This window comes from Actinoallomurus vinaceus (assembly GCF_039542055.1).
In the GTDB taxonomy this organism is placed as follows: Bacteria; Actinomycetota; Actinomycetes; order Streptosporangiales; family Streptosporangiaceae; genus Actinoallomurus; species Actinoallomurus vinaceus.
The window spans coordinates 477,328-497,678 of record NZ_BAABHK010000005.1 but is presented as its reverse complement, the minus strand read 5'-3'; the positions used below and the strand labels follow the sequence as shown (position 1 = coordinate 497,678).

Annotated in this window: 15 protein-coding genes; 6 read left to right on the top strand and 9 right to left on the bottom strand. The window is 72.4% G+C overall.

The window, feature by feature from the left end; genetic code table 11:
• Nucleotides 1–8: 8 nt before the first annotated feature.
• Nucleotides 9–1,226 carry an MFS transporter gene (locus ABEA24_RS20965; protein ID WP_345432641.1) on the bottom strand — a complete coding sequence of 406 codons (1,218 nt, stop codon included), beginning with the start codon at nt 1,224–1,226 and terminating at the stop codon, nt 9–11.
• Nucleotides 1,227–1,722: 496 nt separating this feature from the next.
• Between ABEA24_RS20965 and ABEA24_RS20960 the strand changes: the two genes are divergently transcribed.
• From ABEA24_RS20960 to ABEA24_RS20950, 3 genes are all read left to right on the top strand, one after another.
• Nucleotides 1,723–2,730, top strand: a complete 1,008-nt coding sequence (locus ABEA24_RS20960; protein ID WP_345432640.1) for a DUF4331 family protein — start codon at nt 1,723–1,725, stop codon at nt 2,728–2,730.
• 255 nt (nt 2,731–2,985) lie between these two features.
• Complete coding sequence (locus ABEA24_RS20955) at nt 2,986–4,950, top strand: helix-turn-helix domain-containing protein (protein ID WP_345432639.1); 1,965 nt, start codon at nt 2,986–2,988, stop codon at nt 4,948–4,950.
• A 370-nt stretch (nt 4,951–5,320) separates the two neighbouring features.
• A complete protein-coding gene (locus ABEA24_RS20950; RefSeq protein ID WP_345432638.1) occupies nt 5,321–6,124 on the top strand; it encodes an SAM-dependent methyltransferase in 804 nt (267 codons plus the stop codon).
• Nucleotides 6,125–6,280: 156 nt separating this feature from the next.
• On the opposite strand, the gene hrpB is transcribed toward ABEA24_RS20950, so the two are convergent.
• Nucleotides 6,281–8,680: an ATP-dependent helicase HrpB gene (hrpB, locus tag ABEA24_RS20945; protein WP_345432637.1), complete on the bottom strand. Its 2,400-nt coding sequence runs from the start codon at nt 8,678–8,680 to the stop codon at nt 6,281–6,283.
• A gap of 53 nt (nt 8,681–8,733) precedes the next feature.
• The gene (locus ABEA24_RS20940) at nt 8,734–9,537 is read right to left on the bottom strand and encodes a helix-turn-helix domain-containing protein (protein ID WP_345432636.1); all 804 of its coding nucleotides are present in this window, start codon (nt 9,535–9,537) and stop codon (nt 8,734–8,736) included.
• A 63-nt stretch (nt 9,538–9,600) separates the two neighbouring features.
• Here ABEA24_RS20940 and ABEA24_RS20935 point away from each other — a divergent pair, with 63 nt between their 5' ends.
• Entirely contained in the window at nt 9,601–11,031 is a 1,431-nt protein-coding gene (locus tag ABEA24_RS20935) for an MFS transporter (RefSeq protein ID WP_345432635.1), read from the top strand.
• Nucleotides 11,032–11,206: 175 nt separating this feature from the next.
• Here the strand turns inward: ABEA24_RS20935 and lanKC are convergent, their stop codons facing one another.
• Together lanKC and ABEA24_RS20925 are read right to left on the bottom strand one after the other, a co-directional pair.
• A complete protein-coding gene (gene lanKC / locus ABEA24_RS20930) occupies nt 11,207–13,870 on the bottom strand; it encodes a class III lanthionine synthetase LanKC (RefSeq protein WP_345432634.1) in 2,664 nt (887 codons plus the stop codon).
• A 259-nt stretch (nt 13,871–14,129) separates the two neighbouring features.
• Nucleotides 14,130–15,092 (bottom strand): ArsR/SmtB family transcription factor, encoded by a 963-nt coding sequence (locus ABEA24_RS20925; RefSeq protein WP_345432633.1) that lies wholly within the window; start codon nt 15,090–15,092, stop codon nt 14,130–14,132.
• Between the two features lie 85 nt (nt 15,093–15,177).
• Here ABEA24_RS20925 and ABEA24_RS20920 point away from each other — a divergent pair, with 85 nt between their 5' ends.
• Nucleotides 15,178–16,017 carry an alpha/beta fold hydrolase gene (locus ABEA24_RS20920; protein WP_345432632.1) on the top strand — a complete coding sequence of 280 codons (840 nt, stop codon included), beginning with the start codon at nt 15,178–15,180 and terminating at the stop codon, nt 16,015–16,017.
• 22 nt (nt 16,018–16,039) lie between these two features.
• Here the strand turns inward: ABEA24_RS20920 and ABEA24_RS20915 are convergent, their stop codons facing one another.
• On the bottom strand, nt 16,040–17,140 hold the full coding sequence (locus ABEA24_RS20915; protein ID WP_345432631.1) for a DUF5925 domain-containing protein: 1,101 nt from the start codon (nt 17,138–17,140) through the stop codon (nt 16,040–16,042).
• A 107-nt stretch (nt 17,141–17,247) separates the two neighbouring features.
• Between ABEA24_RS20915 and ABEA24_RS20910 the strand changes: the two genes are divergently transcribed.
• Nucleotides 17,248–17,673 (top strand): OsmC family protein, encoded by a 426-nt coding sequence (locus tag ABEA24_RS20910; protein WP_345432630.1) that lies wholly within the window; start codon nt 17,248–17,250, stop codon nt 17,671–17,673.
• 64 nt (nt 17,674–17,737) lie between these two features.
• Here the strand turns inward: ABEA24_RS20910 and ABEA24_RS20905 are convergent, their stop codons facing one another.
• The 3 genes from ABEA24_RS20905 to ABEA24_RS20895 are packed head-to-tail and all read right to left on the bottom strand — an operon-like array spanning nt 17,738 to nt 20,194.
• Complete coding sequence (locus ABEA24_RS20905; protein WP_345432629.1) at nt 17,738–18,004, bottom strand: hypothetical protein; 267 nt, start codon at nt 18,002–18,004, stop codon at nt 17,738–17,740.
• 8 nt (nt 18,005–18,012) lie between these two features.
• A complete protein-coding gene (locus ABEA24_RS20900; RefSeq protein WP_345432628.1) occupies nt 18,013–19,626 on the bottom strand; it encodes an IS200/IS605 family accessory protein TnpB-related protein in 1,614 nt (537 codons plus the stop codon).
• Nucleotides 19,619–20,194 carry an IS607 family transposase gene (locus ABEA24_RS20895; protein ID WP_345432627.1) on the bottom strand — a complete coding sequence of 192 codons (576 nt, stop codon included), beginning with the start codon at nt 20,192–20,194 and terminating at the stop codon, nt 19,619–19,621. The genes ABEA24_RS20900 and ABEA24_RS20895 overlap by 8 nt, the downstream gene beginning before the upstream one ends.
• Nucleotides 20,195–20,351 lie beyond the last annotated feature (157 nt).

Sequence of the window (20,351 nt, the reverse complement as noted above, 5' to 3'; positions counted from 1 at the left end):
GCCCGAGATCACCCCTCTTCCGGGCGAGCCCGCCGGGCCAGTGCGATCAGCGCCAGGATCAGGGGCAGAGCGGCCGCGGCCGCGAAGCACCACGCGAGCGGGAGTCGGCCCACCAACCGGCCGGCCGCCGCCACGCCGATCGAGGAGCCCGCGTTGAACGCGGTGTTGACCCACGCCCCGGCCCTCGTACGGGCGCCGGGAGCGGCGGACTCCTCCGCGAGCAGGTACGCCGTGGTCATCGCCGGGGCGACGAACAGCCCGGCGACGCCGGTCACCGCCGCCAGCACGTACAGGTCCGGCGCCGCCCCGGCGACCGCCAGCGACGCCGCGAGCGCGGCGGTCAGCACCGGCAGTCGGACCCGCCCCGGCACCCGCCAGGAGCGCGAGCCGTACACCAGGCCGCCGACCGCGCTGCCGGCGGAGAGCGCGGCCTCGGCCCACGCGGCCGCGGGCGCCTCGTGACGGCGGGCGGCGAACGCGACCAGGAGCAGCCCCAGCGCGCCCAGGCACGCACCGATCCCGGCCGACAGGACGACCGGCCGTCCGAGCCCGCCGAAGGAGCCTGCCCGTGGCCGGCCGGTCGCCGTCTCGACGGCGTCCGCGGCCTCGTCGCCCGCCCCGGCCCGGGAGCGGGCGACCGGAGAGGAGACGAGGGCGAACGTTCCGACCAGGACCAGCCCCGCGCTGACGGCCACGCCCGCAGCCGGGCCGGCGAGCGCGGCGATCAGGCCCGCCAGCAGCGGACCGGTGACGAACAGCAGTTCCTCCGCGACGGTGTCGAGACTGTAGGCGCGCTGCAACAGCCGCCGGTCGGGCACCAGGTCGCTCCAGAGCGTGCGCATGACCGGGCCGAGCGGAGGCGGGAACGCACCGGCCGCGAAAGCCAGGCCCACGACCGGGGCGGCGGGCACGCCATGCCGCGCGGTGAGGAGGGCCAGCGCGCCCAGCAGCAGCGCGTACGCCACGGCCATCGGCCGCAGGGCGCGCCGCGGACCGTACCGGTCGATCAGCCGCGCCCGCACCGGTGACAGCACCGAGACGGCCAGCGCGAACAGGGCGACGGCGGTGCCCGCCGTGGCGTACGAGCCGGTCGCGCCGGACACCGCGAGCACCAGGGACAGGGAGACGACGCCGTACGAGAGCCGGCCCAGCAGCGCGGCGCCGAAGGTACGGCGAGCGTGCGGAGCGCGCAGGACGGCTCCGTACGAGGGGGTGGGTGAAGACACGAGAGCGTTCCTCGGAATGACGGCGCGCGGAAGCCGCGCCGTGAGCGTCAGGGGACACCGGAGGACCGCGGCCCGGAGGCGCGGTCAGCGGCGGTGTCTAGACACAGGGGAGGAACACACCGGCCACCTTACCGTGGGCCCCGCTCCGAGACAGCCGTCCTTCGCGGGCGGACGGCACCCGGGCACCGGGTGCCGGTTGCGCCGCGTGCTGGGGTGCCGCGTGTCCGGATGTCCGGGTCCGGGTGTCCGGGTGCTGGGGTGCCGGAGTGCCCGGGTGCCGGAGTGCCCGGGTGCCGGAGTGCCGGGATGCCCGGGTGCCCGGGTGCCGGAGTGCCGGGTGCCGGCCCGCGGAGGTGACACAGCGATCCGAAACCGGCTTCGCGGTTCGCTGTGCACGGTGATCCTGGCCGCCGTCTCCAGGCCGCCCTACCGTCGAACGGGCCGACGCGGCCCATCGAAACGCAATCCCCTCTGACTTCCCGCGACGGAGTACGCGATGTCCCACCATCTCGATTCACCACTCGCCCGCCAGGATCCCCGGCTCGACATCAGCGATGTGTACCTTTTCCGCGGCGCCGGCGCGACCGTGTTCGTGATGAACGCCAATCCCCTGTCCGGCCCGGGCGGCTTCCATCCGGAGGCGCGGTACGAGTTCAGGATCGACACCGACGGTGACGTGGTCGAGGACCGCGCCTACGTCGTCACCTTCGGCGCCGAGGACGCCGAAGGCGACCAGGACCTGCAGGTGCGGCGGCTGGACGGCGCCGACGCTCGCGACCGGAGCGCCCCGGGCACGGTGGTGGCCGAGGGACGCACCCGCCAGGAGATCGGAGGTTCGGGCGGCGTACGGGTCTGGGCCGGACCGGCGGCGGATCCCTTCTACGTGAACGGCGCCGTCGTCGGCGCGGTCAAGGAGGCCGTCGCCACCGGCACGGCCGTCGACCTGTCCGCCGTGGACTACGGCACGGCGGCGAACCTCTTCGCGGGCACCAACGTCCGCGCGATCGTGCTCGAGATCCCCGACGGGGAGTTCGGCACCCCGGAGATCGGGTTCTGGGGCACGACGGCGCTCGCCACCGACGCGGGCGGCTGGCGACAGATCAACCGCTGCGCCACCCCGCTGGTGAACACCATCTTCAACCCGGATGACTCCGAACGCGCCAGCGACTACAACACGACGCATCCGAGTGAGGACGCCACGTTGTACGGCCCGCTCGTCACCGATCTGGTCGCCAAGGCCGTGGCCGCCGCGGGGACCAGTGACGATCCCGAGGCGTACGCCCGGAAGGTCGCCGGCGCAATCTTCCCGGACGTCCTCCGCTACCGGATCGGCACTCCGGCGGACTTCGGCTTCGCCGGCCGCAACGGGCGAGGGCTGACCGAACGCGCCCCCGAGGTCATGTTCGCGCTGGTGCTGGGCACGGCCGTCCCACTCGGCATCGACGCCGGATCCGCCGCCGGCGAGCCGGGCTCGGAGTTCCCCTACCTCGCTCCCCCGGTGTGAGCTGCGGGCCCCTGGCGTGGTCCGGCACGGCAGGGGCCCACCTCTTCGTGAATCGGCCGAGTCCTCCGGGCATGCGCACCAACTGCTTGACAAGCACCCTCTTCGGCCGGTTCCGGACCGTGCGTCGGTGGTCTCCGGTGAGTGCGGGAGCGGCGTCCGACCGGAGCTACCTGGCCGGCATCGATCCTCTAACCTGATGCGGATCTTGCGGCCGCGAAGAGGGCCGGAGAGTTCCGGTGACGAAGAGAGATCCGCGTGCCGACGCTCAGCGCACTCGTGCGGTCGATCGGGCTTCGGCTGCTCGCCGAGGGCGACGGCGAACGGCAGGACGTCGGATCCGCCGTCATTCTCCCCGAGGCGGGCTCGGCCGACTGGCCCGACACCGGCACCGGCCTGTTCGAGGGCGTCCTGGTGATCGTTCCGAACCCGTACGAAGACTCCCGGGATCACACCGAGACGATCCTGCGGCGGCTCGGTGACGCGGGTGCCGCCGGACTCGTCCTCGCCGGAGGTACGGCCAGGGCAAGCGCTCCGGACCTCCCAGGCCTCGCAGGCGGCCCGGCCGGGGCGGACGCTCCGGACCTCCCGAACCTCGCAGGCGGCCCGGCCGCGGCGGGCGATGCGGACCTCCCGAACCTCGCAGGCGGTCCGGCCGGGGCGGGCGATGCGGGCCTCTCGGGCCTCGTCGACCTGGCCGCCCGGCACCGGCTCCCGCTCCTGACGTCCCCGATGGCGCCGGCCCAGGTGTGGGCGGCGGTGACGACGGCCCTCCGCGAGGACCGGGAATCGGCTGCCGGCCACGCGCGCGACCTCCACGAGATGCAGCGGGCGGCGACCCGGGCGGACGGTGTCGAACGTCTCCTGCGCTGGCTCACGCGGCGTATCGGGGCGAGCGTCGTCCTGGTCGACCGGACCGGCAGGCCCCGGCACGCGTTTCCCACCGGTTCCGACGGCGTCCTCGACCGGGTGACGGAGGAGATCGAGCGCGTGATGACCGGCGCGGCCCGGGCCGTGGCGGCCGATCTGGACAAGGGCGTGGTCCACGTCCAGTCGATCGGCGAGGGCGACACCGGAGCGGTGCTCGTCGTCGCGCGGGAGCGGCGGCTGTCCCCGCCCGAACGGCGTCTCGTCGGCGACGCGTCCCGGCTGCTCGGGCTCCGCTGGCGCGCCGATGACGCCGACCGCCGCCGGCGGCGCCTGGACCGCGCGGAGACGTACACCCGTGAGGCGGTCCTGCACCTGCTCATGGTCGGTGACCTCCAGGCCGCCCGTCGTGTCGCCGGTACGCTCGGCCCCCCGCTGGCCGAAACGATCCGCGTCTTCGTCCTGGAGTGCGCGGCCGAGACCCGCGATCGGTCGGTCGCGTACTGCGACCGGGTCTCGGAGGGCCGGGCGTGGATCGTCCGGTGCCCCGTCTACAGACGCCACGTCATCGTCATCGCCCCCGCCGACGACGGACCCGACGTGCTGGACGACGCGCTGCGGGTCTTCGCGGGCCGTACCGGCGGCGTCGACATCGGCGGCAGTGAGCCCGTCGCGCTCGGCGACCTGGCGTCGGGATACGCCCAGGCGTTCCACGCGCTCGCCGTGGCGCGGGGCAGCGCCGGGCACTACGCCCGGTTCAGCCCTCGCGGCGATCTGGCGGCGCTGCTGCGCCCCCGGGCGTGGGGGTGGGCCCAGGCCACGCTCGAGCCGCTTTCTCGCTACCGCCCCGACCGTGGCCAGGATCCCGATGCCGCCGAGCTGACGGCGACGCTCCGGTCGTGGCTCGACTTCTACGGTGGCGCCGCACGCCAACTGAAAATCCATCGCAACACCCTCGCCGCGCGGCTGCGCCACATCGAACGCCTCCTGGGGTACCGGCTGGACGACGTCGGCACGCAGGCCCGAATGCAGCTGGCGCTGCGAGTGCTCGACGGACCGGGCGGCGGCGATCCCGCGCCCCTCGACGTACTGCTCGACGATCCCGAGGTGCGCCGCTGGGCCGACCTGCAGATCGCCCCGCTGCTGCGCCGCGACCAGGACCTGCTGGTGAAGACCCTGCGTGTGTGGCTGGACAACGACGCGCGCGTCGAGGCGGCCGCGGCGGCGCTCGGCCTCTCGGCACCCGGAATGCGGAAGCGGCTGATCCGCGTCGAGGAGATCCTGGGGCGCTCCCTGGTGAGCGGTCCCTCGGCGCGCTACGACCTGTGGTTCGCGCTCACGGTCCACGGCGGCTGAGCCACCCGGCCGACGCAGCACTCCGTGACCGGGTCGCGGTCTCACTGTGCAAACGGCTGGGCCGACGCAGCACTCCGTGACCGGGTCGCGGTCTCACTGTGCAAGGTGAACCTGGCCGTACGCACAGGGGCGCTCTACGGTCGGCCCGGCGGTTCACAAATCGCGACGGGCGTGAGCGTACGAAACAGCGGCGTGTTCTCTCACGCGGCGACGAGCGCGACCGCGCCCTCGTCACCGAGGCGGCCTCCGGCCGACGAAAACGCGACCCGCTGTTTCGGTCGACACAAATATCGGATAGGCGGGCGAAGGTAACAAGATCGTTCTACCCTTAGTTAGCTATAGCGGTCAGGCAGGGATGGAGACCACTTTCGTGGATGAACAGGTCGACCCGTCATCGCTCGGTATCGACACGAGCAAGCCAAGCGTCGCCCGGATGTACGACTACTACCTGGATGGCAAGGACAACTACCAGGTGGACCGGGAGGCCGTGGACCGGGTCGCGCAGGCCATGCCGGAGATCCGCCGGCTCGCCTGGGAGAACCGTGCCTTCCTGCGGCGCGCGGTCCGGTACATGGCCCGGCAGGGGATCCGGCAGTTCATCGACATCGGCTCCGGCCTGCCCACCGTGGGCAACACCCACGAGGTCGCCCAGGAGATCACGCCCGACGCCCGTGTCGTCTACGTCGACAACGACCCGGTCGTCCTGGTGCACGGCCGCGCCCTGCTCGCCCGGGACGACAACACCGCCGTGGCGACCGCCGACATGCGCGATCCCGCGTCGGTGCTGGAACACCCGAACACCACCAAGCTCATCGACTTCAGCGAACCGGTCGGTGTCCTCCTGATCGCCATGGTCCACTTCCTCACCGAAGAGGAACGGCCGTACGTGATGGGCTCGCTTCGCGACGCCCTGCCGTCCGGCAGCCACATCACGTTCACCCACGCCACCCGGGACGGTCATCCGATCAGCACGGTCGAGCAGATCGAGAGCGTGTACGCGATGACGCCGACGCCCATCTACATCCGGGAGCGCGCGGAGATCGCGCGCTTCTTCGACGGATACGACCTCGTCGAGCCCGGCCTGGTCACCGTCGACGCCTGGCGTCCCGACCCCGCGGACCCGGCCCCGGAGGCCACCTACTGGATCTACGGAGGCGTCGGCCGCAAGCCGTGACCCGGACCAGCGCACCGGTCGATCGGCCGGGCGCCGTCCCGTGATCAACGGCGCTTACCACGCAGCGTCCGCCCTGGAGCACCTGACGTCGCCGACGGCAGCCGTTCCCGCCGAGGGTTATCGGTGTTGGGACCCCGAGAACCCTCGGCGGAACGGTCAGCGGCGGCGGGTGTTCGTTCGGCGGGTCGGCTCCGCCTTGGCCGGGTCCTCCGGCCAGGGGTGGCGCGGGTAGCGGCCGCGCAGCTCCGCACGGACGTTCCGGTAGCCCTCGCGCCAGAACGACGCCAGGTCGGCGGTGACGGCGGCGGGCCGCCCGGCGGGCGACAGCAGGTGCACCACGAGGGGAACGCCCGCGACGCGCGGCGTCTCGGTCCACCCGAACAGCTCCTGCAGCTTCGCGGCCAGCACCGGCTGCTCGCCGGAGTAGTCGATCCGGATCCGCGATCCGCTCGGCACGGCGATCCGCTCGGGGGCGACCTCGTCGAGGCGGGCGGCGCACTCCCACGGCAGCAGGCCGCGCAGCAGCGCGGACACGTCCGCGCGTTCGAGGTCGGCCCGCCGCCGCGCGCCGCCGGCCGCGAGATCGAGGGACTCGAGCAGCGCGTCGTCGTCCATCGCCGGCCACGGCGGGCCGAGGACGCGATGGCAGAACGCCAGCCGGGCGCGCAGCGCCTCCGCCTCGCGGGTCCAGGTGAGCAGGCCGAGCCCCTCCCGGCGCAGGCCCTCGCGCAGGGCCGCCCGGACGAGCTCGGGGTCGGGGTCCGCCAGGGGTGCGGCGGACAGCTCGATCGCGCCGAGCCGCTCGACGCGACGGGCCACGACGTCGCCCCGCCAGACGACCTCGTCCTCCACCGTCACGCCGACGGCCAGCCGGGCCGCCTCCTCGTCGATCGGGACGGCCTGGCGGATCCGCGCGGCCGGAGCGCCCGCAGGCCGGTCGGCGACGGCGATCGCCAGCCACTCGGACCCGCCCAGCGTGGAACCCTTGAAGGGCTCGGCCGCCGTACCGGACGCCATCAGGTAACCGCCGCCGTCGCGGGCTCGGGCGACGCGCTCGGGGAAGGCGAGAGCCACGACGACGCCGGCCGTCGTCTCGTCGTCCGGCCCGGCCTCCGGAGCCTCCGGGATCGCCCGGCGAAGCCGGCGCGTCTCGTCACGCCACCGCGGGTCGCGCCGCAGCCCGCGCCACTGCCGGACCAGGTCCTCGTCGGCGCGCTGCTGGTCGGACAGCACCGCCACGACCTCGGCCGCCCGCGCGCCGACGTGCTCGGCACCGTCGAGGAGCGCGCGGGCCAGCCTGGGGTGGACGCCGATGCGGGCCATCCGCCGGCCGCGTTCGGTGGCGCGGCCTCCGTCGTCGACGGCGCCGATCGCTCGTAGGGTCTCGCGGGCGGCGCGCATCGCGGCGGGCGGCGGGGCGTCCAGCAGCGCCAGGCCGGTGGCGTCCGGATCGCCCCAGCAGGCCGCCTCCAGCGCGAAGCCGGTCAGGTCGGCCAGCGCGATCTCCGGTCGCGGACGCTCGGGGAGCCGCTGGTGCTCGGCCTCGGTCCAGCACCGGTACACCGCCCCCGGAGCCTCCCGCCCGGCACGCCCGGCGCGCTGGTCGGCGGCGGCCCGCGACGCGCGTACGGTCGTCAGCGCCCCGAGCCCGCGCGCGTGATCGGTGCGCGGCTCCCGGGACAACCCGGCGTCCACGACGATGCGCACGCCGGGCACGGTGAGGCTCGACTCGGCGACCGAGGTCGCCAGCACGACGCGCCGTCCGCCCTCCGGACCGCGCAGCACCTCCTCCTGCACGGCGGCGGGGGCGCGGCCGTGCAGCCGCAGTACGTGCAGGTCGCCCAGGGCACGGGCGACCCGGTCGATCTCGGCCACACCTGGCAGGAAACAGAGCACGTCGCCGTCCCGCTCGGCCACCGCCCGCCGTACGGTCGACGCCACGTGGTCGAGCAGCGCCGGATCGACGGACAGTCCGTGCGGGGGCCGTACGGGACGAGGCGGTGGTGCCCAGACCACCTCGACCGGGTGCATCGCCCCGTCCGCGCTGACGACCGGAGCCTCCCCCATCAGCTTGGACCAAGGCCCGGTGTCCGCGGTCGCCGACGCGGCGACGAGACCGAGGTCCGGCCGCAGCGTCGTACGGACGTCGAGGAGGAACGCGAACGCGGTGTCGGCGTCGAGGTGACGCTCGTGGCACTCGTCGAGGATGACGACGTCGGCGCGCACGTCGGGGTCGTGCTGCAGGCGCCGGAGCAGCACGCCGGTGGTGACGACCTCGACCGCGCTGCCGGGCCGGCGCTCGCCGCGGATGGCGTAGCCGACGCGTTCGCCGACCTGCTCGCCGAGCATCCACGCCATCCGGCGCGCGGCGGCACGCGCGGCGAGCCGCCGCGGCTCGGCCACGATCACCCGCCGCCCGGTCTCGGCGAGAGCGAGCGGTACCAGCGTGGTCTTCCCGGTCCCCGGCGGCGCGGCCAGCACCGCCGTCCCGGCGGAGTCGAGGGCGTCACGCAAGGCGGGAATGGCCGCGGACACGGGCAGGTCGGACGAACGCACCCCACCAGTGTGGCCGCTCCCGCCGAGCCGTCGGACGAGGAACCTGCTGCCGCTCACCCTTTGGCGTGGCGATTCATGCTCAACCCGAAGCTCCTGAAGAGACGGCGCAATCGAGCCGGGGAATCGCCCAGTTCGGCGCGTACCGCCCGACTGAGGTGGGCCTGGTCGGCGAAGCCGACCGTGAGGGCGAGCCTCGCGAGGTCGGTCTCGCCCTCCTCGAAGTGGGCGAGCACCCGGCTGATGCGGATGCGGTTGCGGTAGCGGCTGACCGTCATCCCGACGTGGCTGTGGAAGGTGCGGCTCAGGTGTGAGGGCGAGACGCGCAGCGCCCGCGCCAGGCGTACGAGATCGGCCGACTCGGGGGCGTCGGCCAAGATGGCCTGTCGTGCCCGGTCGGCCAGGTCCGCGTGACCGGGGCGAGTGGGGAACCGTGACGGCCGGCTCGCCGCGGCAAGCGTGTGCACGAGCCGCTCGACCGGGTCGGCGGCGTCGTGCTCGGTGCGCAGCAGAAGGCGGTGCGCGAGTTCCACCCGGCCGTCCACGTGGACGGGCGAGGCGGGCTCCGCGCCGACGATGGTGTGCCACAGCGGCTCGCGGACGCTGATGTAGGTACAGACGTCGCCACCGGCCGGATGGGCGAAGCGCTGTTCCTCCCCGGGCGTCTGCAGATAGCCCGTCGTGGGATCGACGGTCTGCTCCCGACCGTCACTGAGCAGCCGGAAGATGCCGCGCCGCGGGAGCACGATGCCGGCCGTGCCCGGCACCTCGGGTGCCGACCAGTGCCGGTGCCGCTCGGCGCAGTCGACCACGTGCACGCCGAACTCGGGGGTACTCAGCACGAGCCGTGAACTCCGCACCCCGCCAAGCGTAGGCAAATATCTTCAAGACGGCAGGCCCGGCGTCAGCGCAGCGTGGGACGCATGCCTCTCTCCACCCGCGAACGTACGGGCGTGCTGCTCGGGACGCTGCTCACCGGGCAGACCATGGCCTCGATGGACGGCTCGATCGTCGCCGTGGCGCTCCCTTCGATCCAGCGCGACCTCGGCGCGAACGGTGCGGCGCTGCAACTGATCGTCTCCGGCTACCTGCTGACCCTTGGCGTGCTGATCGTCACCGGCGCGCGGCTCGGCGACCTGCTGGGTCATCGCCGGGTGTTCCTGTGGGGACTGAGCGGGTTCACCGCGGCTTCGCTGCTGTGCGGCCTGGCTCCGTCGGCACCGGCCCTCGTGGGCGCGCGGTTCGTTCAGGCGGGCGCGGCGGCGCTGCTGATCCCTCAGGTGTTCTCGCTGATCCAGCTGCGGTTCGCCGACGTTGCCCTGCGCCGCGCGATCGGCCTGTACTCGATGGTGCTCGCCCTGGGTGTCGCGCTGGGCCAGATCCTCGGCGGTCTCATCGTCGGCGCGGACCTGTTCGGTCTGTCGTGGCGGCCCGCGTTCCTGATCAACGTTCCGGTGGGCGTCGTGCTGGTGCTGACCGGCGTGCGCACGCTTCCGCGGGCACCCCGCGTGCGGCGGCGGCTGGACCTCACCGGCGTGGTGCTCCTCAGCGCGGCGATGACCGCGATCGTGGCGCCTTTGGTCTTCGGCCGCGAGTACGGCTGGCGGCCGTGGACGTGGGCGTCGCTGGTGGCCGGTCTCGCGCTGACGACGGTCTTCGTCGGGTGGGAGCGGCTGCTGGCGCGTCGCGGCGGCCTGCCACTGCTCGACCTGGGCGTTCTGCGACCGCGCGGCGTGAAGCCCGGCCTGATCACCTGCGTGCTGGTGATGGGCTGCTACACGGCCTTCCTGTTCGCATTCACGCTGAACCTCCAGGAACGGCTCGGCGTCGGGCCGCTCGGCGCCGGACTGACGTTCGTCCCGTACGCCGCGGGTTTCGCCGCGCTGAGCCTGAGCTGGGGCAAGCTGCGTGTCCACGGGTGGCTGCCCGTGGCCGGTCCCCTGCTCTTCGCGGCGGTGGCGGCGATCATCGCAGCCGTCGGCTGGTCGTACGCGCTGCTGCCGCTGCTGGTAGCGGCGGGCGCGGGCCACGCGGCCGGCTACAGCCCGATGATCGCCAGGCTGTCGACGGCGGTCGGCCCCGAGCGCGCGTCGGCCCTGTCCGCGCTGAACTCGACCGGGCCGATGCTCGCCTCGGTCACCGCCATCGCGGGCCTCGGCAGCGTCTATCTCACGGCCGGCCTCGGCTGGACCTTGACGCTGGTGGCCGTGCTGCTCGTGCTGAGCGCCGCAAGTGCGCTCCGCGCGGCAGGCACGCTCTCGCGTACGCACGCGCCGCGGCACTCCACCGAACCCGACGTGGGTCGTGCCACGGCTCCGCCCACCGGCGCGGCCACGGCGTCCAGGCCGACGTAGACCGCGAAGACGTCATCACCGGCCGGGAACAGGCCACCGGGCTGGGCGTACGAGCAGGTGAGGAGCCTGCCGGGCGCGGATGTCTCCGGCCCGGCAGGCCAGGGGTCACTGGCAGATGCTGCCCCTGCTGCTCAGGGTGAGCAGGTTGCAGGCCAGTTCCTCCTCGACCGACGCCTCAGCCTGCAAACGCAGAACTTCCTCCACGCTGATCAACTCCTTTCCATCGGTGCGGTGCAACGGCATCCCTCGACGTGGTCAGCTGGTCGTCGAGGGCGTCAGGGGAGGCCGGCGCGGAATCCGTCAGGCGCCGCAGGGCGAGCAGGATTCCGGCCGAGCCGGACCACAGGTCGGCGGACAGTCGATGTCCGGGCTCACCGAGCCAGCCCACTCCGCCCTCGCGCGGGATCGCGTACCGGAACAGGCCACGGGCGCTGGTGAGCGCGGTGTCGATGAGTTCGGGCCGGCCCAGCCGCTTTCCGGCGTCGGCCAGTGTCACGGCGAGCCCCGCCAGGCCCGGGAACAGCCCGGGGAACACGGCGAAGCGGGCCGAGCAGGCGCGCAGGCAGCGTTCCAGCGCATCGGCCGCCCCGAGGGCAGGGTCGGCGGCCCCGTCGAACTCCGCGTCCGGGCGGTGCGCGAGGTAGCGGGAGAGCACCGCGGCGTATCCCGCGCTGCCGGCGAACAGGTACGGATAGACGCGACGGTCGGCGTGCGAGATCTTGAAGCCCAGGCCGTCCACCGGCATGGGCTGGGCGTAGGCCAGTTCCTCCCCCAGCAGTCGCATGCCCCGGGCGAACAGCCGAGCATCCCCGGTGCGGCGATACAGGGCGTACAGCGCCAGCGCCACGCCGGTCCGCCCGCCGACCAGCCCGGATCGGTTGGTCGGGCTCAACCGCGAGGTGAGCTCGCCACCGTCCGGAACGCGTTCGAGCAGCCGCTGAGCCAGGTCCAGCCAGCGCTGTTCGCCGGTGTGACGGTGGTGGACCAGCAGCCCGAGCGCGGTACCCGCCGCGCCGCCGCCGAGCGTGGCGGACGTGCCGTTCAGCGGGTGAGCAGCCGCCGAGACGAGCAGGGTCTCGGCGGCGTCGGACTCCCCGAGCTCCGCGAGCACGCAGGCGATGCCGGCGCTGCCGAACAGCAGGCCGGGAGCACTGGTCGGGGCCGCGGCCAGCGCGTCGTCCCGCAGGCGGCGGACCACGGCCGGATCGCAGATGCGGCCGGAGCGGTGCAGCGCGTGCAGTACACCGGCGGTCCCGGCGGCCACGGCGCGGGTGTCGGTCTGATGCCCCAACGGGTTGGTCGGGTAGACCCGCACGGGGTGGTCCGGCTCCGCCATCGCCTCCAGCGTGTCCGCGGTCCGGTCGGCCAGTCGGCGCAGCTCGGCGACGGTGTCCTCGCGGACGGTCCGCGGCGTGGGCAGGCAGGGGGCCTCGGTCCGGTCGTGGTAGCGGGTGCCCCACTGCCACAGCCGCGGGGCGACCGGCGCGAGCTCGGTCAGGTGGGCGTGCAGATGATCGAGGACCGCCGGATGCCGTTCGGCGACCTCGTGTACGGGGAAGACGAGGAGCAGCGCCAGGGCGGCCAGCCCGTACCGGTCGAGCTCGAGGGGATCGCGCTCGGCCACGGACCGCGCGTCCGGGTGCAGGTAGCCGGGAGTGCCCATGATCCGCCGTACGCCCGTGATGGGCTGAACCGCCTCGAAGTCGACCAGCCGGACCCGGTCGTCCTCGTCGACGAGCACGTTGGTCGGGCTGAGATCGATGAAAACGCAGCCCAGCTCGTGCAGGCGGTGCAGCTGTGCGTCGAGCTGGTCGAGCAGGGCCAGGCTGCGGCGGTGATACTCGGCGAACTCCGCGGCGTCCGGCCCGATGCGCATGGCGGGATTGTTCGTCACCATCCACCGGTACAGGTGCATGCCGGGCGTGAACTCGGTGACGAGGAAGCTGTGCTCCCAATGGTGGAACAGTTCGATCGGGCGCGGGCACAGGCCGGGTTCGCGGCCGTGTATCGCCCGCAGGGACAGGTACTCGGCGTTCAACCGCGTCTTCGCGTCGGCGCCGTCGGCGGTGTAGCCGTTGTGCGCCTTCGCCTCCTTGACGAACACCGGGCTGCCGTCCGCGGAGCGGAACCGGTAGGCGCCACCGGCATTGCCGTGCCGCAGTACGGCGTCGAAGGTGTGGCCGTGCAGCGTGACCGGGCCCGTGGCGGCATCCGGAGCGGCCTGCCGGAACGGGTCTAAGACACCGGGCGGCAGATGGAACTCCGGCCGGCGCTCGTCATCGATCTCCCGGCCGTCCGCTCCGGCCATCGTGTGGACGTGGTTGCCTTCCGCGTCGACCCGCGTACGGCCGCGAAACGCCCCGTAACGGTAGGAGACACACTCGCTCGCGCCGAAACGACGATCGGAGAGCACAAGAGGGCCGCTGATCCCGGACAGATCCTCCGTCAGCCGCCGTAACACCCGCAGAGCGCACTGCTCGGTGGGCGGGTACAGGGTGCAGAACTTGCCGCTCTGCACCCTGTTCGCGTGCTTGTCGTGCGCCCACAAGAACGTGCGGTGACCGGCCAGGTGTTTGAACGGGACATTCATCTCGGCACACGCCGTCGACACCACCGCCAGCACGGACTGCGCATTGGGCAGGGAGCTGGACACGTGCACCTTCCACCCCTGCTCGGGAAGGACGAGGCCGGCGGGACCCCAGTGAGTCCACGCGCCTGAGTCCCGCCGCGTCCAGCCGGCCGGCATGGGACCCGCGTCGTAGCGCGGACCTGGATCGGCGGTGTCCCAGGGTTCGTAGTAGTCCTCATCGGCGACCAGGAACGACATGTCCACTGCCACCCGGCCACTCCTTTCACCGGCCGCGCCACGCCCGACAGCAGCCACAGACCGCGTCCACGATCGGGCGGAATGAGACGGCAGGCGTAGATCGTCCCTCTCAAGATGACCTAGTCGACGCCGCCTGTCGACCCTGCCGGCCGGACGGCGTCCATCGCCGTCGCGGTCGGGCGGCAGGCCACCGTGGTCACGCGATCCGGCCGCCAGAGGGAGCAGGCCTGAGGGCGGGAGCGTCGCCCTGCGGCCGGTGCGGCGGCCGCCATCACGCTCCGGAGCGATCGCCCGGCCCCACGAGCGCGGACCCGCGCTCCGTTCGGACGTGCAGGGCGGTACGGCCGCGGCGGTGAGTCACGATCAGGTCGGCGTCCCGCAGCGCACCGAGGTGCTGGGACACCGCGCTGGGCGTCAGGGCCAGCCGCACGGCGAGCTGCGCCGTCGTCAGCGGTTCGGACAGGGCTTCGAGGACGGCGGCCTTGGTACGGCCGAGCACGGCGGACACACCTTTCGGGAGCGGGCCGGGCGTCTCCCACAGCCGGCCCGCACCACGAGCGGGATAGTGGATGGTGGTGGCGTCGATCGGCGCCGTGTCCACCAGTGTCCGGGCCCAGAGGAAGACGCTCGGCGACAGCACCAGGTCGTGTCCGCCGAGCTCGAGGCTGCACTCGCGCCGTACGATCAGCTCGCCGTCACGCCAGGAGAGATCCCGGTGCAGCGCCGACACGACACCTTCGACGCCACTGCCGGTGAGGATCGCCCCCCGGTGGGCGAGGTCGGCCTCCATGATCGCTCTGATCCGTTCCCAACGCGGTTCGATGAACAGCCGGTGGCATCGCTCCAGAGCCCCGGCTATCCGGTTCAACGCGTCCACCGGATCGGCGCGCAGGCGTGGGAAGGACCGTGCCCCGAACGCCGCAGTGAGCTCGTCGAGGAAGAAATCCGGTGCCGTCGACCTCACTCGATCGAGTTCGGTGTCCAGCGCGGGCAGCCGTGTGGCGGGTACCGGGAACAGGAACGAGGGCGTGCACCCGGAAAGGAGCGCGGACAGCAGCGGCAGGTCGGGATCGCCGGCCAGCGCGGGCCGCGCCCGGCGCGCCCACGGGCCGTGTACGGCATGCCCGTCCGTCCCGAGCAGGACTCTGGTCGCCAGGACGGTCTCGGCCAACGGCGACAGCGCGAAGCGCACCCGGGCGACCTCCGCACCGGACAACCTGATCTTGACCGCCATCACCGCTCCGGCATTTCAGATCCGACATTTTAGATATCGCTTAACGATGGACCGACGTTCGGTAATGCTCCCAAACTCCTGGCCCATGACGCACTTCACCTCGTACGACGGAACCACCCTGGCCTACCGGACGATCGGGGAGGGGCCACCGCTCGTCTGCCTGGCCGGTGGTCCGGGTCGGGCGGCGGAGTACCTCGGCGATCTCGGAGCTCCCGACCGCACGCTGATCATGCTCGACACGCGCGGCACCGGCGCCTCTGAGATGCCGCGGGATCTGAGCACCTGCCGGGTCGACCGGCTCGTACGGGACGTGGAGGCACTGCGGGGCCATCTCGGCCTTGAGCACATCGACGTGTTCGGGCACTCCGCCGGCGGCGGTGTCGCCCTCCTGTACGCCGCCACCCATCCTGACCGCCTCGACCACCTCGTTCTGGCCAACCCGTCGCTGCACGCCATCGGACTGGAATCCGATCTGGGCGCCGACAAGGTGATCGCCGCCCGGTCGGCCGAGCCGTGGTACGAATCGGCGCTGGAGGCGTACCGGCGTGTACGGGAGGCCGCGACCTTCGCCGAGGCGGCGAGGTACCGACTCGCGTTCGAGCCGCTGATGTACGGCCGGTGGGACGCTACCGCCCAGGCGCACGCCGCGTCCGACCCGGCGCAACGCTCCCTCGCCGTAAGCGAGAACTTCTACGCGGGGTACCGGCCCGACGTCGAGACACTGCACACCGCTCTGGCCGCAGTGGGCGGACCGGTGCTGGTCCTCGCCGGCGAAGTCGATCTATGGCCGACGGCGGAAGCGGCCGAGCAGGCGATCGGCCTTTTCCCTCGGGCGGAGTTGGTCGTCCAGCCCGGCTCCGGGCACTATCCGTGGCTGGACGATCCGGGTGCCTTCGCGGCCGCCCTCGACGCGTTCCTCGGCTGACGGCTGTGCGAGGACCGGTTCCTCAGAGGTAGAAGCCGGTGCCCGCTGACGGTCGTGGCGCTTCCGCAGCACGGCCGTCGCGGATGGCGTACAGCTCGGCCAGGGTGGCGTTCTCGGGGACGCCGTCCGTCGTGCCGAGCCAGGCCGCGGCCTCGGTACGGGAGAGCGGGCCCATCTCGATCTGGGCCAGGCATCGGCCGGGGCGTACGACGGCGGGGTGCAGGCCGGACAGGGGCCGGTTGGTGGTGATGGCGACGAGGACGTCGCGGCCCTGGCCGACGAGGCCGTCGGTGAGGTTGAGCAGACGGGAGAGCGCCTGCCCGGTGCTCGCCCCGCCCTCGGCGCGGATCAGGTCGTCGCAGTCCTCGAGGACGAGCAGCCGCCAGCGCCGGTCCTCCTCGTCCTCGTCCTCCTCCCCCACGGCGACCTCCATGAGGTACGCCGGGTTGCCGAACAGCTCGTCCGGGTCGAGGACGCAGTCGAACTGGCACCATTTCGACCACTCGCCGGCCAGGGCGCGCAGGGCCGTGGTCTTGCCGGTGCCGGGCGGTCCGTGCAGGAGGATGAGCCGGCCGGTCACGTCGGCGGCGCGTACGGCCGCGAGCCGGTCGACGGCCGCCGCGGTCGTGGCCGGATAGTTCGCCCGGATCTCCGACCAGGACGTCGTCGCGATGGACCGCTTGCGGCGCTGTGCCCCGTGGGACCCGGAATGCCAGAAGCCCATCTCGACACGGTCCGGCTCCGCTGCCGCCTCGACGGCGTCGCGGACGGACTGCTCGACGACGGCGGCGGCGAGTTCGTCGCTGACGGCCGTGACCTCGACGGTGCCGGACCCGCCGCGCCAGCGGACCGCCCGCAGCGTCCAGCCGTCGCCGCACGCCAGCAGCGCGTCGCGGCTCTCCTCACGGACGGCGCGCAGCACCCGCGCGCCCGGCGGGCGCAGGGGCGCGTCGGGGCGAACCCGGTCCAGCCGCTTGACCCGCGCGTACGGCTGCCGGCCCGTCGTGAACGGTTGGAGGGCGAGGACGTCGATGACGCCGCCGAGCGTGTCGGTCGTGTCGAGGCGGTAGTCGACAGGCGCTTCGGGCTCGGCCCCTATGATCGGGACGACGGGTTCGGACATGCCCTCGATCATCGGGGCGCCCTTGGCCCGCGTCCAGTGAATTTGCACGAAACCGGGCGCACCGCCGCTCGACGGCGGGCCCCGCGCACGTCCAGAAGGAGCATCACATGGCCACCGTCCGTACCGCGAACGCCCATTGGGAAGGCCCGCTCATGGGCGGGCAGGGCAAGGTGTCGCTGGACTCCTCGAAGGTCGGGGAGTTCGAGGTCAACTGGCCGTCCCGCGCGGAGAAGCCGGAGGGCAAGACCAGCCCGGAGGAGCTCATCGCCGCCGCGCACAGCACGTGCTTCTCGATGGCGCTGTCCCACGGCCTCGCCGGGGCCGGCACGCCCCCGGAGTCCGTGGACACCCGCGCCGACGTGACCTTCCAGCCGGGTGAGGGCATCACCGGCATCCACCTGACCGTACGCGCGTCGGTCCCGGGCATCTCCGCCGAGGACTTCGAGAACGCCGCCCAGCAGGCGAAGGCCAACTGCCCGGTGAGCAAGGCGCTCGCGGGCACGAAAATCACGCTCGAGGCGTCCCTGGTCTGACCCGGCGATGTGGGCGCCTCCGAGACGGGCGGCGCCCACGCCGTCGACCGCGGTGCCACCCGGCTCACCGAACTCTGGGCGCCCGTCCTCCGGTGGGCCGGTCGCAGCGGGCCTGGAAGCGTTCCTGCAGGTGGCCGTAGTCGTGATCGGGGAAGAGGCTGGGAAAAACCTCCAGGGTCTTCTCCAGTTGGCGGACGGTGGCGTGGAACTTCCGGTGGCGGAGGTCGACTTCGGTGAAGAGGTACTGCCAGCCCGGGGTCTCCTTCATGACGAGCAGAGTCTCCACATAGGACCGGTAGTCGAGTTCTCCGAAATCGTCGCGCCCGTACAACACCGTTCCTAAAGACCGAGCATGAGTTGTGTGTGCTCAGCCGGACGCTCCGAACGGTGTTGAGCGTCCTGGTTCCCCGCGTTCGCTCCGCGTCCGGGCGGCACGAATCGTGTCCGTGGTCCGGGGATGCAGGGGCGGGGTTCCTCACGTCCCGGGCCACCCGATCGGGCCTGGACGGTCCGATGCCCCTGCTCATCGCTCTGGTGAGCAGGGGGCGGTGCCGTCCGTCGCCGGATCGGGTGTCCCAGGGCGCGTCGTCCGATCGCCACCGCCGCCGCCTGGTGGCGAGAGACGGGGCGTCGCTTAGTGGTGAGGGGGCGTTTCCAGTGTTGGGCGCCCCATTTGGAGGTGTAAGCGGGGTCGACGGCGACGATGGTGATGCCGAGTTCGGCCGCCATCGCAACCAGCCTGGCCCGGAGCTTGCTCACGGGCATGCCGGAGATCAGCCTGCGGAATCGCTTGCGTCGCCCGTGTTTTTCGCGAGTCTTCTCGGTCTGGAAGTCAAGGTCTTCGATCGCGATGGCGAGTTCGTGCCGTGCTGCCCAGTGCAGCAGGCGTGTGAGGGCGTGGCGGATCTGGGCGTCACGGTGGGTGGCGGTGCTGGTCAGGTCGTAGTCGAAGCGGCGGGGCTCGCCGACGGGGTTGCCGTGGGTGTCGAGTCTCAAGGCGGCCAGGTGGTCGGCGTTGGTGTCCACGCCGATCAGGCCACCGGCACGGACGGCTTCCAGGGGAACGGTTTTGACCGGTGGGATGGTCCAGGAGGCGGTCAGGTACCAGCGTCCGCGCTGAACGTCTTCGCAGATGCGGTAGGCCACGGCCCGGTTCGCGCACACGCGGTCACGCCATTGATCGCCCCGGTGCGGGAACGACACCTTCGAGGTGAGGACGTACCGGCCGTGTGCAGCGTTGGCCAGGTGCGCCAACTGGACCGGGAGCTTGATGCAGACCTCGCCGCCGGAGGCGACGCGGATCGTCTCGTTGCCGTACCGCTTGCCGGATTCGCCGTCAGCGGCCAGGAACCGGCGCTTGGCCTGCCACCAGTCCCGCCATTCGGCCTCGGTGAGCCCAGCAGCATCCAGATTGTGCCGGGTGCGCAGCAGCCTCTTACCGCCCCGCACCACACGGACACGCCCGGCCTCATGGTCGGCCCGCTGTTGTTCGAGCCGGTCCTGAAGCAGGCGCAGGCGCCGGGTCTTTTCGAACCACTCCTGGGCGCTGTGGTAACCGCCCGGTGCTTTCTTCGTGCCCTTCTCTCCGACCGGCAGGGACAGCCGTTGCGTGATTGTGACGATCCCGGCTTCAAGGCTGCGGATGTGGGCGAGCTGGCTGCGCCGGGCCAGCGCCCACTGATCATGCGTAGCCTTAGTGATCGAACCCGCCCACCGCGACGACGACACCTCGGTTAAAGCCCGTTTCCGCTCCGCCCATTGGCCGGTGTCGTGATCCAGCGCCGCCGCGCACCGTGCCTTCAGATCGGAGGAGGCCAGCGAACCCAGGTGGTCACCCACGACCCGCAGCACCTGCACATCTTGCGACGTCAGGCCTTTGAGCCGGTCACGGATCGCGACCCCGGACGGCCCGACCGCAACGAACGGCGCTTCGATGGCGCGCAGGTCAGCCATGCCGGGCCGCATCCACCGCCGTGCGGGCACGGTCCCGCGCCGAACGACGGCCATACCGGCGGGCGCACAAGCAGGCCGGCGCCTGCCCCATGTCCCGCACCAGATCACCGACGACCTCACCGTCGTCCCCGGCCACCAGACGGCGGCCATTCGCGACCAGCGCTGCCTCGGCCAGTTCCACGTTCACGCCACCGAGGCGACCTTCGTGTTCCACCACGATCGTGGTCACGTCCGGGTCGGCCGGCAGCCGCCGGGCCTTGGAACCGGAGCCGTTGACGCCCAAGGCGATCTCGCACTCCAGCCGCGCTATGCGGCGCCCCCTCTTGGCTGCCCACTGCGACAGCCCGGCAACCTGACATTCGAGGTCCGGCTTGTGGTCATGGGAGGAAACGCGGGCGTACAGCCCGATACCAACCATCGCATCTGGGGCAGCGCCGACGTCGACATTCATCCAGATCGTGCGCGGCCCGACCCGCTGCACCGGGACCGGAAGCGTGCCATGACGGAACCAGCGGTAAGCGGCGCAGGGACTGATCCCCTGCGCTCGTGCCCACTCCGCCAGATTCACAGCAACAACATAGCGTGACCATAGAGACACAGTGTGCACTTATGCACACTCAAACTCCAGCAGCCACCTTCTACGGCGGTGACCACCGCGGCTACACCGACTACCCGGTACTCGGCGCCTACGGCCTGCCGGGTCGGCTGCCGGCAGGCTCGGCGGC